We start from the raw sequence: 16792 nt of genomic DNA, 5'->3' as shown, positions 1-16792 counted from the left end.
TTTAGACATAAAATATGCTCCCTCCTAAGTGACAAGTTTTTATTATTTCACTTGTCTACCTAGAAGGGAGCATATCATCCCGACAGCCCCTTTTCAAAACTGACATAACTATTCCGTCAAAAGAAAAAACTTTACATCCAGTCGATATTGTGCTATAATTTTTTAGTCGAAGTGGTTGTATATGAGGTTGCTGTTTAAATGTTAGACAGTAACTAATGATAATGCAGCTTTCGAATTTATGCACCTGTAGCTCAGTGGATAGAGCAGTGGTTTCCGGTACCATGTGCGGGGGTTCGATTCCCTTCAGGTGTATTGCCTGGAACGATCGGGCGTTCCGGTGCGTTGTATTAAGGAGGACAAGAACTTGGATAATTTCAGAGAATGGTTATCAGATAACCTTCGCTATTTTATGCTTGGCGGAGCGATTCTGTTAATCGTGGTTGTCCTGTTTTTCGGTATCCGTGCATTTATGGGAAGCGGGAAGGGCGATTCCAGCAAGGATACAGCCGATGAGCAGGTAACAGCAGACAACGACCAGGGAAATGTTCCTTCTTCTCCGGCAAATGATGGGGAGACTGACGGGAAGAAAGACGCCAATCCCATGGAAAAAGCTAATGAAGAGATTACTTCATTGATCAAGAGCTATTACACAGCTCTGGGGGATAAAGATATTACCAAATTGCGTACATTGGTAGATAATCTTGCACCGGCAGACGAGTCTAAGATTACCAATGCCAAGTACATTGAAGGGTATGAAGCTGGTGATATCTACACGAAAAAGGGGCTTGATGACGATTCCTATGTAGTATATTCCTGTTTTTACTACATCTGTCAGGGGATTGATACAAAGGTACCTGCGCTTGCTGAGTTCTATGTGGTAAAGGACACAGACGGGAACTGGAAGATTGACGGCGCTGCTCACGATGACAGCGACGAGATAACGAAATATGAAGTTTCTTTGCGTCAGGATGACGACGTGAAGGAGCTGAAGGCCAAGGTACAGAAGCAGTATGAGGATGCACAGACTGCAGATCCTGCACTTGCTGCTTTCCTTGATGGTCTTGGTGAGGATGTCACAGGATCTGCAGAGACAGCCGATGGAACTACGCTGGTAGTGACAGAGGATTGTAATGTCCGTGCAGCAGCCAGCAGTGATGCAGAAGTGATTGGTGGATTGTCCGCTGGAACAGAAGTAGTCAAGAAAGGTGAGAGCGGAGACTGGATCCAGATTGACTATGAAGGCTCTGAGGCGTATGTTCACAGCAGTCTTCTGGAAGAGAAAACTGAATAAGTATAAAAGAGGAATTGTCATGATGGCAGTTCCTTTTTTGCGTGTTTGAAAAAATATATAGAATAAAACCAGAGTATAGTTGATGATTTCCTGAAAACGATACTCTGGTTTTTATGTAGTGCTATATTATGATACCAGTGTCAAAAGGTCAAAAAGCCGTTCGTGCTTGCACGATAAGGCGTTTGAACTTGGGACACGCCAAATCAAAACGATCCATAAGCGGTTCCGTTTTCCAATGTAATTCCCTTTGCAGCAGCCAGCTCGCTTACTGTTACCAGCTGATAGCCCTCCTGCAGCAGCTGCGGAATAAAAATTTCAGCAGCATCCACAGATTCTTTGAAAATATCATGCATTAAAATAATCTGTCCATCACTGGCGTTGTCCATTACATTCTGTACTGTGGAATCTGCATTCTGTGTTTCCCAGTCCAGAGTATCCACAGACCACAAAATCAGAGGCCTTGCTGCAGTCTCTGCTACGGTGTCATTGTAAGAACCATAAGGGGGGCGCACAACAGTGGCAATGTGCCCTGTGAGATCCTGGATCAGCTGATCTGTGCGGGAAAGCTGACTTGCAGCATCATCGGCGGAAAGCGTGGTGAGATCCGGGTGATCATAAGAGTGGTTTCCAATCTCGCATCCAAGCTCCTCCATACGCTTTACAGGTTCCTGAAAATATTCCACTTCCTGACCTGCCAGGAAAAAAGTAGCTTTTACATTGTTTGCTTCCAGACAATCCAAAAGACGGTCTGTAAAATCACTGGGTCCATCATCAAAGGTGAGGGCAATCATCCCCTTTGGCTCCGGAGAAACAGTCGGTTCCGAAGTAACGGAGGCTTCCGGTACAGGGGAGACTTCTGATGCTGCAGAAGAGGCTTCAGAAGGATCATCGACTTCGGAAGAAGCTTTTCTGGAATCTTCATTTCGATCAGAAGAAATATCAGCTTCTGCAGCCGGTGTGGAAGCACCTGTCGCAGAAGCTGTGAGATTGTCAGCATTCGAAGAATCTGATGTAGTATTCATGTAGAATACAAGATCCTGATTGGAACTATCATCTGCCGTCGTCGGTTCACCCTGTTGTGCACCGTCAGCGCCAAAGTGATAAATTTTGCCGTCTATTGTCACGTCACCAGTCTGAAGAACTCCATCTGCATTGAGGTAGTAGCGCTTGCCATCAAGCTCAAGCCATCCGGTCTGCATAACGCCTTTGTCATTGAAGTAATAGCGGTGTCCGTCTGTATCTGTGAGCCAGCCTTTATAACCTTCTCCGTTTACCATGAAATACCAGTTACTGTCAACTGGCGTCCACACCCCCTGGGAAGCTTCCGGAGAGACTTCGAAAGAAGTGTCTGAACCTGAAAGGGTATCAGGTGCCGGGGTATCTGCGGCAGGCGTTTCGGTGGGAATGACATCCTCCGGTGTGTTCTCCTCTTCTGCATCGGTATTTTTAGCTGCCGCACCACCAGATTGAATCTGGGAATCATCTGTATTTCCAGCTACGAACATGTCCGGGATCTGGGTATCTGTAATGGGTGAGTGCGAAGCGGAAGACTGGGTAAAAGAAACTCCGCATGCAAGACACATAAGAACAGCAGCTATAGCCAGCCCCTTATTTGTCCGTGGTTTATGGCCAGGCATATAATTCCTCCTTTATGTAATGATTTCATGATGCCAGTGTGTTTCATTACTGTTCACTGGCAGCATTTCATTTTTGGGATCATGTTACGGTTCATTTCGTGACCAGCAACACGCTTTGTAATGTACAGAAATCATGGGTCTGCATGATTTTCAGCTGTACAGTAACCTAATAATACAATATATGACGAAAAAAAACAAGACCGGCTTACACGCAGGATATAATTGTGCAATTTAACGATATATTGGAAAATATTTCACAGAAAATCAGAAAATGTTTATTTGAAATTTGACAGAGATTCTGCTATATTAAGTTGTGATAACGATGATTTGAAAAGCAGATACAAAAGCTTTTTACAGTTTATTGTTTTTTATCTGTTACAATGGATAAGAACAGGAAAGAAGAGGAAGCGGTTGCGTAAAAAATCCCATATACTGGTAGCCAGATATCTGGCAGACCAGATGCCTGCCACTAAGAGTCTGCAGTCCCACAGAAAGGCGTTCTGCCTTGGAAGCATTCTTCCGGATATCAAGCCATCTTTTCTTACAAAGAAGCATGAATATTTCGGCACCTTCGAGGAAATCCAGGGTAAGATGAAAGCTCTTATTGACAATGATCCCAAAGAAAGCAAGGAACGCGTTTACTGGCGCAGGTTTGGCGAAGTGATGCATTATATGGCAGATTATTTTACTTTTCCCCATAATAAGAACTTTACCGGGAATCTGTACGAGCATAATAAATACGAGAAGCATCTTAAGAACCATCTGAAGCGCTACATAGAGAGTGGGGCAGCAGATCGTATGGTCATTCTTCCAGTGAATTTCGGAAGCTTCAGGGAACTGGTGGAGTATATTGGAAATGCCCATGAAAGATATCTTCTTAAGGAGCGTAATATTGCAGAGGATGTTCAGTATATTCTCAGAATCTGTTCACAGGTTATTCATGGAATCCTGCAGCTGGCTGCGAAGCAGTTTGGCAGAGAGGATATTCTGATTCTGGCTGCATGCTGATAATGGGAAGAGCCAGTGCCGGGAGATCACAGCAGCTTGTCTGTGAGTACCGGGACTGGTATTTTTTTGTACAGCAGAAAAAATGAATTATTCGCTGCTGCGATAAAAACGGTATTTAGCAAGTGGGAAACGCTTTCACTTAAATCTGTACAGAAATTGTGAAGAAAAAATGAAAAATCACGAAAATACGTCTGTATATTTTGAGGATAGTTGATTTAGAAGGGTTAGTATGCTACAATAATGCATGTTAATACTTAATGCGAACTGTCTTTAAGGTAAGAATGCATACCTTTATATAGGGGAGTAAAGGGATGTTCATGAATAGAAGGGAGCATCTTTTGAATATGAAAAATAAATATCTGACAAAATGTTTATGTATTACTATGGCAGCTGCGATATCCTTTACAGGAACGGCCAGTGTTTTTGCCTCAGAAGAGACAGCCTTGTCAGAAACAGAAACAGCTGCCCGGGAAGCGGCAGCAGAGCCGATTTCATCAGAGCAGGCATCGGCAGAGACGCCTTCCGCACCTCCGGAGACAACGTCAGAGCCGGCACAGGTACCAGCAGAGTCTGTACAGACGCCATCAGAGCCCACAGAAACACCAGCTGAGCCTACACAGATCCCATCAGAGCCTACTACACCAGATCATATACCTACAGAGACACCGGCTCCAAGTGAAACACCAGATCATACATCTACAGTGACACCGGCTCCAAGTGTGACGCCAGATCATACACCTGAGGTGACACCAGAACCAAGTGCGACACCAGAACCAAGCGCGACACCAGAACCTAGTGCAACGCCGGACGATACCCCCACAGTGACACCAGAGCCTAGTGCTGCACCTGAGGTGACCCCCACTGTGACTCCTGGACTTTCAGCAGAGAGCCAGCAGAAGGTAAGTGCCCTGATCAAAGACATTGATAAAACCTTCAAGCAGGAATTAGATAAGAAAAAGAAGAAAAAAGTCAAAGCCCTGAGAAAGACCTATAACAGCTTTTCAGACCAGGAGAAGGCTGCTGTTACTAATTACAAGCTTCTTATCGATATGGAGAAGACGATCAGCCAGCTGTCCGGGGCAGCAGACGATAAAGATGCAGATAAGATTGACAGCACCACAACGCAGGCACTTAATGGAACCCCAGTCTACTATGCATCTAATCTTCATGCAGGCAAGGAATTTTATCTGAACAGCCTGCAGGAGAACTATCAGCTGTCATTTTCTGATGATTTTGCAGATGTTATGGAGCAGATTGAGACAGAGTATAAAGCTGCCAATCAACTGACAGATGTATCTGATTCCGAAGGTGGTGTTACCACATCCGCAGATACCCTTCTTGTACGCAACTGGCAGGATATACTTGCCATATATGTCTATGAGAAGAGCCTTGATGGTGCCACTTCTTTTACGCTGGATTCTTCCTGTAAGGATGATCTGGCAGCTATTTTTGCCAGGATGAATCCTGTTGTGAAGGACGAAAGTAATTCTAACAGAGTTACATATGGAAATTACCATATTAACCATTACATTAAAGAGAATAAGATCCCCAAGGATGAGAGGGGGATTTTGAAGAAATATCTTGAAACAGACTGCAAGCTTCTTTGTGCAACCGTTACAGCAGCCAAGGGCTTTGTAAGACAGAGTGTTGGCGATGACGTTTCAGAAGAGCGTGTAAACGTAATTGCAGCTGCTTATTCACTGGTTGGTAAGGTGGGATATTTCTGGGGCGGCAAATCTACTGTGATCGGAATGGACCCAAGCTGGGGCGCAGTACAGCAGGTAAGCGCAGAGGGAAGTCAGAGTACCGGTACTTTACGTGCGTATGGCCTTGACTGCAGCGGTTTTGTTACCTGGGCAGTGATCAATGGCTATGAGAATCAGGCTATGATCGCAGCTGTAGGAAGCGGTACCTCAGACCAGTGGGGCAGAGCGAACGTGGTAAGTGAGGCGGATGCCCAGCCAGGTGACCTGGTTTTTCAGAGAGGACCAGAAGCAGGAAGTGCCAACCATGTTGGTATTATCTGTGGAAAAACTGACGCAGGAGACTGGATCGTCGTACATTGTTCTTCCAGCAAGAATGGTGTTACAGTAGGAGAGGCTTATAGTGCAAGCTTTCGTTACATCCGTCAGCCATCCTTCTATCCGAACGCACAGCAGGTAGAGGAAATGAGACAGAGTGGTAAAACTATAGCCAATACCCAGTATATCACAGGAATTGACGTATCCAATAACCTTCAGGATCTGATCAAGGCGAACCTTGTTACAACAGGAGATATGGATACGGTTACCATAGATGCTTCCGGAGACGGAACTGTTTCACCGGGAAGCCTCTATGTCGCAAACAGCCTTCAGGAACTGTTTGATGCAGGACAGCATGTAAGTGTATTTAGTCAGGTGACATACGGAGATGCCGCAGAGATGGAAGCTGGCAGTAATGAGGCAGCAGGTACTGCGGGAGTTAATAAAGCCCAGACAGTAGATTTTTCCAGAATTATGGTTACCAATTCTCTTCAGGAGCTGTTGGCGGCGACAATTGGAATTCAGTGACGCAAAAGTGCTTCCACACCCGGATTCGGGCAGGAAGCACTTTTCATTTGTATAGACTGAGTGAACAGATTACAGAATTGATTTTCAGACAGGCTCCGGGAGGCTGTGACTGGCATATGCTGCTGCAAGAAAATGGAATTACTGTTCACTCTGTTCACAAAAAACACCTTGCGGAATGTCACCAGTGAACAATAATAAAATGGAGTCACAGAGTATGCCCTGACATTTAGCGGTTAATACCGGACAATACGTCTTCAATCCATTTATCCGTATTATAGTTATCATCAAAGAATTTTACGATTACCCCATAAGGCTCTTTTTCATTGGAAAAAGCATTGGCCTCATCGGTATCTACGTGCATGGCAAGGCGGTAACTCCAGTCTACACGTACTACCACATCTGCATAAATAAGAGCGCGGCCGAAGCTTTTGGTCAGGACAAAAACTTCGTCATTATCTTTGACCTTCAAAGTAACAGCATCTGCCGGAGTCATGTGAATGTGACGTTTGGCAACAATGACACCGTGATCAAGGATAAGTTCGCCCTTGGGTCCGATGAGAGTGCAGCCAGGGGAGCCGACAGTATCACCAGACTGGCGGATAAGACCGGGAAGACCGATCTTGCGGGTATCTGTAAGGGAAAGCTCAATCTGGGTTTCTTTACGAAAAGGACCTAGAATGGCCATATTCTTATACTCACCTTTAGGCCCCTTTACGGTAAGACGTTCCTGGCAGAGATACTGTCCAGGTTGGCTTAATTCCTTTATGTAATGAAGCTGGGCATCCTCTCCAAACAGGAGTTGGAAATCCTCCTGGGAAACATGAATATGCCGTGCTGAGGTTTCAATCGGTATTTTAATGCTCATGGAAATTCCTCCGATATTATATAGAGTGTGAACATCAGTACTGTTTTAACACTGCAATAGATTAAGTTTAATATTAATGAGAAAAAATAGCAAGCCTTTTTTTACAGGCACATATACAGGAGTGTATGAAATGAAAAAACATACAGACAGCGGTTTTACCTTTGATATTAAGGAAGATCATGCTGCAGTAATGGAAATTGATGGGGATCCCCAGATTGTGGAAATTCCGGAACAGATCGACGGAGTACCGGTCACAGAACTGGCTGAATATCTTTTTTCCGGGAAAAGCTGTCAGGTCATACGGATTCCCTTGGGAGTTCAGAAAATAGGCCGTTACGGTTTTTATAACTGTCGGAATCTGGAAGAGCTATGGTTTTCCAGTGATTTTACTGATCTTGGAAGTGGAGCTTTTACAGGGTGCCACAGGATCCGAAGAATGGAAGTTTTGATGAATGATGAACAATCCGGGCTGAAAGAGATCCTTTCAGAAGTTGGGGAGGAGCTGCGGGTACATTTATATGGAAAAGTGGAAGCCATGCTTTGGTTTCCGGAATATTATGAGGAAGGTGTGGAAAATACTCCTGCCAGGATATTGATGACTGAGGTGCATGGAAGCGGTCTGTATTACAGAAACTGCTTTCAGGGAAAAGTATTTCATTTTCTGGAGTATGACAAGCGTTTTGAGATGGCGAGAGCCCAGGAATCATCAGATTTCCTGAGAAAAATGGTATATGGCAGACTGAACTGGCCGACAGGGCTGACAGAACAGGCGAAAATACAGTACGAGCAGTACCTGAAGGAGCATATAGAACAGATTGCTTCTGATTTTATCTGTCAGAAAAGAGGAGAAGAGCTGGAATGGCTTCTTCACACGTATCCCCTGGAACCTGGGCAGAAAGAACTGTTTACAGGTCTGGTAAATCTGGCAGACACAGTGAAATCTCCGGAGATTTTAAGTATGCTTATGGAGTACCAGAGGCTGCATTTTCCATCGAAAAGGAGAAGTTTTGAACTATGAGTGGTTCAGAAGAGAAAAAATTGAATTCATTACATGAGGAAGATTCGTTATATAAAGCGCAGGGGGGAAAAGCTACATACCAGATAAGTCCGACATATGGGCAAAATACTTTGTATAAGGTAAATCCGGTACATGACGCCTGGGATCGTGCGTTGGCGGCAGAAAGCATCTGCCAGGATATTTTGTCCAGTGCCAGAAACCAGTTGTACCTGAATATGCGCTTTATGGACTGCGCATTGTCAGCACTTTTCTTTCAGGGAGATATGGGCGTTCATCCTGTTGGAACGGATGGAACTGTCCTGTACTATCAGCCGGAAGAACTGATGGAACAGTTCAGGAGAAGCCAGGAAAAGGTGAATCGAATCTATCTTCACAGCCTTTTACACTGCATTTTTCTCCACTGTTTTCCAGAGAAGGATGAAGAAGGAAATCCTGCTGTGGATGTCCAGTACTGGAATCTTGCATGTGACATTACAGTGGAAAATATCATTGACGGGCTTTATCTGAAATGTGTGCATCAGCCGGCATCTATGGTGAAGAGGCAGGCATTGCAGCTGATACTGGAAGAGGGAAAGGTAATGACGGCTCAGAGAATTTACCGAAGGCTTCAGACTCTTCATTTGCCGGAAAATAAAATGCAGGAGCTGCGCCGTGAGTTTACTCAGGATGACCATGGTAAGTGGTATGAAAACCATCCAAACAGTCCTCAGATGTCCCAGCGGAAAAAGAACTGGGACGACATCCGCAACCGCATGCAGACAGAGATGGAAACTTTTTCAAAAGAAGCGGGAGAAGGCGGAGAAACTCTGGTAGACCAGCTGCGTGCCCAGAATCAAAATCGCTATGATTATAAAGAATTTCTGCGGAAATTTTCTGTTTTGAAAGAAGAAATGAAAGTTGATATGGACACTTTCGATTATATATTTTACAATTATGGAATGAATCTGTATGGCAATATGCCGCTGATCGAGCCCTTAGAAACGAAAGAAGAGCGGAAGGTGGAAGATTTTGTGATCGTTATTGACACTTCCATGTCCTGTAAAGGAGAGCTTGTTCGGAAGTTTCTGGAGGAAACCTACAGTGTGCTCAGTGAATCTGAGAGCTTTTTCAGACGGATCCACGTACACATTCTTCAGTGTGACGAGAAAATCCAGTCTGATGTGGTGATTGAAAATGCCATGCAGTTGAAGGAATATATGTCCCATTTCACAGTGAAAGGAGGGGGCGGCACGGATTTTCGCCCTGCTTTTGCCTATGTGGAACAGCTTATGAGAGCGAAGAAGTTTACAAAACTTCGGGGACTGATTTATTTTACAGATGGTTATGGAATTTATCCTGCCAAAATGCCTCCTTATGAGACCGCTTTTGTATTTATGAAAGAGGATTACCAGGACATTGATGTGCCGCCATGGGCGATCAAGCTGATCCTTGATGAAGAGGACCTGGAGTCTGTTTAAAAAGTCTTTCTGTGTCAAATTTTCTGTAAAGCAGGATATGTAGATTAGAGCCAATCTGTAAAGACGAGGAGAATATAATATTATGAACATTAAGCGAGCGAAGGAAGAAATACGCAATACAATAGAAGCCTACCTTTTGAAAAATGAATACGGGGAGTATGAGATCCCGGTTATGGCCCAGCGCCCTGTTTTTCTTATTGGCGCCCCTGGAATCGGCAAGACACAGATCATGGAGCAGATTTCCCGGGAATGTAAGGTGGGACTGGTTTCTTACACCATTACCCACCATACCAGACAAAGTGCAATTGGACTTCCTTTTATTTCCAGAAAGAATTTTGACGGAAAAGAGATGGCAGTTACAGAATATACCATGAGCGAGATCGTAGCATCTATCTATGAGAAAATCCAGGAATCCGGCCTTCGAGAGGGAATTTTGTTTATTGATGAGATCAATTGTGTTTCCGAGACACTGGCACCTGCCATGCTGCAGTTTCTTCAGTGTAAAACCTTTGGAAGCCACAAGATTCCGGAAGGCTGGCTGATCGTAGCTGCCGGTAATCCACCGGAGTACAATAAATCGGTCCGTGAATTTGATGTGGTGACCATGGACCGTGTGAAGAAAATCCAGGTGGAGCCGGATTTTGACGCATGGAGAGAGTATGCTTACGCAAAAGGCGTTCACCCTGCAGTGGTTTCCTATCTGAATACAAGACCGGCTAATTTTTATAAGATGGAGAGCACTGTGGATGGAAAAAATTTTGCTACACCAAGAGGATGGGAAGATCTGTCCAAATTGATACAGGTATATGAAAAACTGGAGAAAACAGTGGATAAGGATGTGGTGGTCCAGTATATCCAGCATCCGCAGATTGCAAGAGATTTCGCCAGCTATCTGGAGCTTTTCTACAAGTACCGTACGGATTATCAGATCGATGAGGTTTTAAGCGGCCATATTGATGATATTCTGATAAAAAAGGCGGCACATGCTTCCTTTGATGAAAAGCTGAGTGTCACCGGACTTCTTCTTTCCAGACTGAACAAAGCCTTTGGAAAGGTGAAGGAAGAGGAAGAAAAGCTTGCCAGCATTTTTGATATTTTAAAAGAGGCGAAAGAGCCTCTTATGGAAGCGCAGAAGGAGCAGCCTTTGGTTTATCTGGAGGATGTAAAGAACCGCTTCCAGGCAGACTCTTTGGCAAAGAAGAAAGCAGGGCTTTTGTCCAGGGAGGACATCCATCATGATCAACAGGTTCTGGACACCCTGGAAAAATATGTGATGGATCTGAAGAAAGAGAATGTACAGGATGGTCAGTCTGCTTTTTCCCTTCTCAGAGGCTGGTTTAATGCGGAAAAAGAAGGATATGACAATGGTTTTGACAAGGCGGCAAGGCAGCTTGAATATGCTTTTGATTTTATGGAGAGTGCTTTTGCGGGTGGACAGGAACTGGTGGTGTTTATTACAGAACTGAATACAAGCAGTCCTGCAGTGGCTTTTCTTCAGGAATATTCCTGTGAAAGATATTACCGCTACAATAAGGAACTTTTATTCCGGGAAAACACCAGAGATATTCTGGAACGGATCCGGCAGCTTGGGTAAGGAGGCTGAATGAGAAAAAGAAAACCATGGAAATTTATTTTTATTCTTCTGTTTGCAGTGGTAATTTCCCTGGGAATCTATGTTTATCAGCAGCAGTATGAGCCAGACGATTTGTTCGTGAAGGTGGGAGAGGAAATTCTGGATAACGCTCCGGAGATTTTTTCCGGAGAGCCGAAAGAAGTCCGGGAACTGCGGAAGCAGGAGGTGGCAGATACCGACACACAGGGACTGCGCCAGGAATACTATTTTGGTCAGCTGAATGAAGAAGAACAGCGGGGCTATCGGGAAATAATAGAAGGAATCCGGGCAAAAGAGAAAGAATTTTACCTTACGATCTATGAGGATGAAACCGTAAATAAGGTTTACCATGCGGTGCTTATGGATCATCCGGAGCTGTTCTGGGTGCATAACCGGAAGCAGGTATATAAAACAACCTTCTCAAATGCCAATTATTGTATGTTTTCTCCCGGCTACAGTTATACGGATGAGGAAATTCAGGAGATACAGGCAGCTGCTGACAATGCCTGTCAGGAGGTAAGTGCATTGGTCTCAGAGGAGGCTGATGATTATGAAAAGGCGAAGGCAGTTTATACTTATCTGATCGATACTGCCGAATATCAAGAATCTGAGGACGACCAGAGCATGGCAGGAATTTTTTGGAGGAGGCAGGCAGTGTGTGCCGGATATGCAGGGGCTGCCCAGTATCTGCTGGAATATCTTGGAGTACCTTGTATTTACGTGGAAGGCAGTACTGCCGGAAGTACAGAGGGACATGCCTGGAACATTATTACTTTGAACGGAAATGATTACTATTTTGATGCGACCAACGGTGACCAGCCGGAATTTCTGGAGGGCGATGCAGTCCAGCTTGCAGAACATAAGACAATCCTGTATGATTATCTGTGTCCGTTCCCGGAGGAGTATGAGATGACATATACACCCTCTGATGAATTTTCGGTTCCGGCGTGTTCTGCAACAGATATGAATTTTTATGTGCTGAACCAGGGCTGCTTTGACAGTTATGACTATCAGGAGATCCTGGCATACTGTCAGATGAGGCTGAATAACGGGGCTGCAGTAGTGAGGTTTAAATTCTCATCGCAGGAAGCTTTTGAACAGGCCAGAGCAGACTGGATCAATGGAGATGCCATTCAGGAGGCTGCGAGATATTATATGACTATATATGGAATGAGTCAGGTAGAGTATCATTATGGAATTCTGGAAAATATGAAAACTATCTATTATATGTTTTAAAAGAAAGAGGTATAAACAGATATGGTTGATATTTTAAAAAATATTATGAATATTGCATACAGAGTTCGGGATATGCAGATCGCAGGTACTTTGTCCATGGTTTTATTTGGAGTAGTGCTTGTGTTCGGAATTATGAACTGTGTACTCGGATACCGTCTTTTAAGATTCTGGATGATGATCTTTGGATTTCTCATTGGAGCAGGAATCGGATTATTTGCCATTCATCAGATTGGATTCGGGGAAAAGGTGTATTATGCAGTGGGAATGATCGGAGTAGGACTGTTACTTGCCATTCTTTCCTTTGCAGTGTTTAAGGCCGGTATTTTTATTATGGGAGCAGGAATCGGGTTGACGATTACTGTATATATTATCCATCCGACTACTTCTTTCAGCTTTTTCATCTGTCTTCTGGCGGGAGCAGGTCTTGGAATGCTGGCGCTTCGCTACGAAAGAGAAGTGATCATTGTGGGAACCAGTATTCTGGGTGGTATTTTAAGTGGCTTTTCTACTGCCAAGCTGGCAAAAATGGAGGAAATTCCTTTTGGAATCATTTTTTCCATTGGGTTCGCCCTTGTGGGAATGTTGATCCAGTTTGCCATTAATAAGCCGAAATATGACGATGATTACGATGACGAGGAAGATGAGGATCAGGGGAAAGTACCAGAAAGACGACAGAAATGGGAAGAAGCTGACTGGGAGGAGGCTGAAAGCGAGACAAAGCGCAGAGGGAAAAAAGAGCGTGATGATAAAAAGAATCCTTCCAGGGAGCAGTACAGAAAGTGCCCGGAAGAGTATGAAGATGATTTAGATGATGATCTGTCTGATGCGGATGATAAAGAGATTGATGAGATTCTGGATGAGTATGGCGTGGACGAGGAAGATGTGATTGAGGAATATCTGGAAGATTATTATGGTGAGAACAAGAGGACACCGCAGAAAAGCCGTAAAAACAAGAGCAAGCGAAAAAACAGCGCCAGCCCTTATCAGAAGAACAGATAGGTGAAATCCATTTCTGAGACATCAGAGAGGGATGCTGAAGAAAACAAATAAAAACTATGAAATCCTGGAGCAAATAATGCTCCGGGATTTTTGACGTATAAAGAAAACGCAGTCAATTGATTTTGAAATTGACTGCGCTTTGTTTTGTGAATTAGAATTCAATTTCCTTTAAATATCTTGCCAGAGCATCCTGCCAGGTTGGAAGAGGGGTGAATCCGTTTTCTACCAGCTTCTTTTTGTCCAGGCGGCTGTTAAATGGGCGTGCTGCCTTGGAAACTCCGTATTCAGCGGTGGTAACAGGAAGAACTGTTACTTTATCCTCAGCATACTCGGTATGTCCAAGCTCAACAGCCTTACGGAAGATTTCCTTAGTGAAATCATACCAGCTGATATAGCCACCCTCATTGGTTGCGTGATAGTAACCGTATTTGTCAGTGAGAATCATGTCGATCATCAGGCGGGCAAGGTCATAGGTGTAGGTTGGAGTACCGATCTGGTCGTTGACAACCTTTAAGGTATCATGTGTTTTGGCAACATTTAACATGGTCTTGATAAAGTTCTTGCCATTTTTACCAAATACCCATGCAATACGGATAATAAAAAATTTGTCAACATTGTTATAAACTGCAAGCTCTCCGTCAAGCTTTGTCTGACCGTAAACATTCAGAGGCTTGTAGGCTTTACAGTCTGGCTCCCATGGAGTGGTGCCCTGACCGTCGAATACATAGTCTGTGGAAAGATACATCATTTTGATGCCCAGCTTTTTGCAGACTTTTGCAATATTTTCAGTACCAAGAACATTTACCTTGCGGACGATTTCCTGTTTGTCCTCGTCTTCAGCTGCATCTACAGCTGTCCAGGCTGCACAGTGCACCACGCCGTCCACGCCTGCTTCTGTAATGGCTTTTTCCACAGCAGAAGCATTTGTAATGTCTACAGAAACATAAGGCATTGTGGTGACTGCAGTACCATCCTGAATTCCGCTATACTCCGGGGCAAGGTCAGAGCCTACCCCTTCGTATCCGCGTTTGTTAAGTTCGTTCATTACATCATGACCAAGCTGACCGGCCACACCTGTTACAAACAGTTTCATAAAAACAGCCCTCCTTAGCGGTTGCCGTACATTTTTTCGTAGTAATTCTGATACTCTCCAGAAATAATGGTCTCCCACCATTCCTTGTTGTCAAGATACCACTGGATGGTCTTCTTGATACCGTCTGCAAATTTGGTTTCTGGCAGCCAGCCCAGTTCGTTGTGGATCTTGGTTGGATCAATAGCATAACGCATGTCATGACCCTTGCGGTCTGTTACGTATGTGATCAGGCTCTCTGGTTTTCCAAGTTCTTTGCAGATGATCTTAACGATGTCGATGTTTTTCATTTCGTTGTGTCCGCCTACATTGTAAACCTCACCAACACGTCCTTTGTGGATGATCAGGTCGATAGCGCGGCAGTGATCCTCAACATACAGCCAGTCACGAACATTCTCACCTTTTCCATAAACAGGAAGTGGCTTGTCATTTAATGCGTTGGCAATCATAAGTGGAATCAGTTTTTCCGGGAAATGATATGGGCCGTAGTTGTTAGAGCAGCGGCTGATGGATACAGGAAGTCCATAGGTTCTGTGGTAAGCAAGTACCAGAAGGTCAGCAGATGCCTTGGAAGAACTGTATGGGCTGCTTGTGTGAATCGGAGTCTCCTCTGTGAAGAACAGGTCCGGTCTGTCAAGTGGCAGATCACCGTAAACCTCATCAGTGGAAACCTGATGGTAACGTTTGATTCCGTATTTACGGCAGGCATCCATAAGAACAGCAGTACCGATGATGTTTGTGTTCAGGAAAACCTCAGGGTTCTCGATGGAACGGTCAACGTGGCTCTCAGCCGCGAAGTTTACAACCATATCCGGATGTTCTTCCTCAAAAAGCTTGTAAACTGCTTCACGGTCTGTGATGCTCTCTTTTACAAAACGGAAGTTTGGGTTGTCCATAACCGGTGCCAGAGTAGAAAGATTACCTGCATAGGTAAGGCAGTCCAGACAGATGATGCGGTAGTCCGGGTATTTTTTTAACATGTGGAAAATGAAGTTGCTTCCGATAAATCCGGCACCGCCGGTAACGATAATATTCATGATATAATTCTCCTTTGATTTTTATAATTAGTGAAGTACGTCCATATATTTGCCATCCAGTACGTCCTTCAGATACTGACCATACTGATTCTTCTTCAGCACGTTGTAAACTTCCATAACTTCTTCTCTGGAAATCCAGCCGTTTAAGTAAGCAATTTCCTCAAGGCATGCAATCTTACGGTGCTGATGGGTTTCTACTGTTTTTACAAAATTAGTTGCGTCTACAAGACTCTCATGTGTACCTGTGTCAAGCCATGTGAAGCCCTGACCAAGAAGCTCTACATTTAACTGACCTTTTTCCAGGTAAATACGGTTCAGGTCTGTGATCTCCAGCTCACCGCGGGCGCTTGGTTTCAGGTTCTTTGCATACTCAACAACTTTGTTGTCATAGAAGTAAAGACCTGTTACACAATAGTTGCTCTTCGGATGCTCTGGTTTTTCTTCGATGGAAATGGCTTTGCCTTCCTGATCGAATTCAACGATACCGAATCGTTCCGGATCGTCTACATAGTAGCCGAATACAGTAGCACCTTTTCCTGAGCTTGCATTCTCAACAGCGGCTTTTAGACGCTTCTTAAGACCGTGTCCTGCGAAAATGTTGTCTCCAAGAACCATGGCAACCGTGTCATTTCCAATGAACTCTTCGCCGATGATAAATGCTTGTGCAAGTCCATCCGGGCTTGGCTGTACAGCGTAAGTAAGAGATACGCCGAACTGATGACCGTCACCAAGAAGCTCCTTGAAACGTGGGGTATCCTGTGGAGTGGAAATGATCAGGATATCACGGATCCCTGCGTTCATAAGAACGGACATTGGATAGTAGATCATTGGTTTATCATAAATTGGAAGCAGCTGCTTGGATGTGACCATAGTCAATGGGTAAAGTCTGGTACCGGATCCACCGGCTAAAATAATTCCCTTCATAATTTCGTTCTCCTTTGTTGGATTTGCGATATTGTTCCTATTGTGAACAATATCTGATTTATGCTGTCA

General features: G+C 44.3%; 13 protein-coding genes and 1 tRNA gene. 9 read left to right on the top strand and 5 right to left on the bottom strand.

All coding sequences use genetic code 11. The features are described from left to right. Window positions 1-240 precede the first annotated feature (240 nt). Together AB5Z12_RS06955 and AB5Z12_RS06950 are read left to right on the top strand one after the other, a co-directional pair. A tRNA-Arg gene (locus tag AB5Z12_RS06955) sits at window positions 241-312 on the top strand. Window positions 313-364: 52 nt separating this feature from the next. Then, complete coding sequence (locus AB5Z12_RS06950) at window positions 365-1291, top strand: SH3 domain-containing protein (RefSeq protein ID WP_227199258.1); 927 nt, start codon at window positions 365-367, stop codon at window positions 1289-1291. A gap of 203 nt (window positions 1292-1494) precedes the next feature. Here AB5Z12_RS06950 and AB5Z12_RS06945 read toward each other — a convergent pair whose 3' ends face one another. Further along, window positions 1495-2928: a polysaccharide deacetylase family protein gene (locus AB5Z12_RS06945; protein ID WP_173718606.1), complete on the bottom strand. Its 1434-nt coding sequence runs from the start codon at window positions 2926-2928 to the stop codon at window positions 1495-1497. Window positions 2929-3339: 411 nt separating this feature from the next. Here AB5Z12_RS06945 and AB5Z12_RS06940 point away from each other — a divergent pair, with 411 nt between their 5' ends. Both AB5Z12_RS06940 and AB5Z12_RS06935 read left to right on the top strand, forming a co-directional pair. Continuing rightward, complete coding sequence (locus AB5Z12_RS06940; RefSeq protein WP_173735163.1) at window positions 3340-3936, top strand: zinc dependent phospholipase C family protein; 597 nt, start codon at window positions 3340-3342, stop codon at window positions 3934-3936. Window positions 3937-4280: 344 nt separating this feature from the next. Further along, complete coding sequence (locus tag AB5Z12_RS06935; protein ID WP_264294296.1) at window positions 4281-6485, top strand: C40 family peptidase; 2205 nt, start codon at window positions 4281-4283, stop codon at window positions 6483-6485. A gap of 226 nt (window positions 6486-6711) precedes the next feature. On the opposite strand, the gene pduL is transcribed toward AB5Z12_RS06935, so the two are convergent. After that, entirely contained in the window at window positions 6712-7350 is a 639-nt protein-coding gene (gene pduL, locus AB5Z12_RS06930; RefSeq protein ID WP_173718604.1) for a phosphate propanoyltransferase, read from the bottom strand. A gap of 130 nt (window positions 7351-7480) precedes the next feature. Between pduL and AB5Z12_RS06925 the strand changes: the two genes are divergently transcribed. From AB5Z12_RS06925 to AB5Z12_RS06905, 5 genes are all read left to right on the top strand, one after another. Further along, the gene (locus tag AB5Z12_RS06925) at window positions 7481-8368 is read left to right on the top strand and encodes a leucine-rich repeat protein (RefSeq protein WP_368357021.1); all 888 of its coding nucleotides are present in this window, start codon (window positions 7481-7483) and stop codon (window positions 8366-8368) included. Beyond that, window positions 8365-9825, top strand: a complete 1461-nt coding sequence (locus tag AB5Z12_RS06920) for a VWA-like domain-containing protein (protein ID WP_173735160.1) — start codon at window positions 8365-8367, stop codon at window positions 9823-9825. The genes AB5Z12_RS06925 and AB5Z12_RS06920 overlap by 4 nt, the downstream gene beginning before the upstream one ends. Window positions 9826-9907: 82 nt before the next feature. Continuing rightward, entirely contained in the window at window positions 9908-11419 is a 1512-nt protein-coding gene (locus AB5Z12_RS06915; protein WP_173735159.1) for an AAA family ATPase, read from the top strand. A gap of 9 nt (window positions 11420-11428) precedes the next feature. Next, the gene (locus AB5Z12_RS06910) at window positions 11429-12673 is read left to right on the top strand and encodes a transglutaminase domain-containing protein (protein WP_173735158.1); all 1245 of its coding nucleotides are present in this window, start codon (window positions 11429-11431) and stop codon (window positions 12671-12673) included. Between the two features lie 21 nt (window positions 12674-12694). Further along, window positions 12695-13672: a DUF4203 domain-containing protein gene (locus AB5Z12_RS06905; protein ID WP_173735157.1), complete on the top strand. Its 978-nt coding sequence runs from the start codon at window positions 12695-12697 to the stop codon at window positions 13670-13672. Between the two features lie 151 nt (window positions 13673-13823). Here AB5Z12_RS06905 and rfbD read toward each other — a convergent pair whose 3' ends face one another. From rfbD to rfbA, 3 genes are read right to left on the bottom strand one after another with little or no spacing between them, the layout of a single operon-like run. After that, the gene (gene rfbD, locus AB5Z12_RS06900) at window positions 13824-14765 is read right to left on the bottom strand and encodes a dTDP-4-dehydrorhamnose reductase (RefSeq protein ID WP_173735156.1); all 942 of its coding nucleotides are present in this window, start codon (window positions 14763-14765) and stop codon (window positions 13824-13826) included. A gap of 14 nt (window positions 14766-14779) precedes the next feature. Continuing rightward, entirely contained in the window at window positions 14780-15799 is a 1020-nt protein-coding gene (gene rfbB / locus AB5Z12_RS06895) for a dTDP-glucose 4,6-dehydratase (protein ID WP_021926781.1), read from the bottom strand. 27 nt (window positions 15800-15826) lie between these two features. Beyond that, window positions 15827-16723: a glucose-1-phosphate thymidylyltransferase RfbA gene (gene rfbA, locus AB5Z12_RS06890; protein ID WP_118581363.1), complete on the bottom strand. Its 897-nt coding sequence runs from the start codon at window positions 16721-16723 to the stop codon at window positions 15827-15829. Window positions 16724-16792 lie beyond the last annotated feature (69 nt).

The organism is Ruminococcus sp. RTP21358st1_G6_RTP21358_211008 (assembly GCF_040908885.1).
Lineage (GTDB): Bacteria > Bacillota > Clostridia > Lachnospirales > Lachnospiraceae > Blautia_A > Blautia_A faecis.
The sequence above is the reverse complement of the archived record's forward strand: the minus strand, read 5'-3'. Positions and strand labels throughout refer to the sequence as shown.

Excerpts from the sequence above, each read along its gene's own strand:
- rfbD (WP_173735156.1), bottom strand. The coding sequence starts at position 14,765 with ATGAAACTGTTTGTAACAGGTGTGGCCGGTCAGCTTGGTCATGATGTA.
- AB5Z12_RS06910 (WP_173735158.1), top strand. The coding sequence starts at position 11,429 with ATGAGAAAAAGAAAACCATGGAAATTTATTTTTATTCTTCTGTTTGCA.
- AB5Z12_RS06915 (WP_173735159.1), top strand. The coding sequence starts at position 9,908 with ATGAACATTAAGCGAGCGAAGGAAGAAATACGCAATACAATAGAAGCC.
- AB5Z12_RS06945 (WP_173718606.1), bottom strand. The coding sequence starts at position 2,928 with ATGCCTGGCCATAAACCACGGACAAATAAGGGGCTGGCTATAGCTGCT.
- rfbA (WP_118581363.1), bottom strand. The coding sequence starts at position 16,723 with ATGAAGGGAATTATTTTAGCCGGTGGATCCGGTACCAGACTTTACCCA.
- pduL (WP_173718604.1), bottom strand. The coding sequence starts at position 7,350 with ATGAGCATTAAAATACCGATTGAAACCTCAGCACGGCATATTCATGTT.
- AB5Z12_RS06925 (WP_368357021.1), top strand. The coding sequence starts at position 7,481 with ATGAAAAAACATACAGACAGCGGTTTTACCTTTGATATTAAGGAAGAT.
- AB5Z12_RS06935 (WP_264294296.1), top strand. The coding sequence starts at position 4,281 with ATGAAAAATAAATATCTGACAAAATGTTTATGTATTACTATGGCAGCT.
- AB5Z12_RS06920 (WP_173735160.1), top strand. The coding sequence starts at position 8,365 with ATGAGTGGTTCAGAAGAGAAAAAATTGAATTCATTACATGAGGAAGAT.
- AB5Z12_RS06905 (WP_173735157.1), top strand. The coding sequence starts at position 12,695 with ATGGTTGATATTTTAAAAAATATTATGAATATTGCATACAGAGTTCGG.
- rfbB (WP_021926781.1), bottom strand. The coding sequence starts at position 15,799 with ATGAATATTATCGTTACCGGCGGTGCCGGATTTATCGGAAGCAACTTC.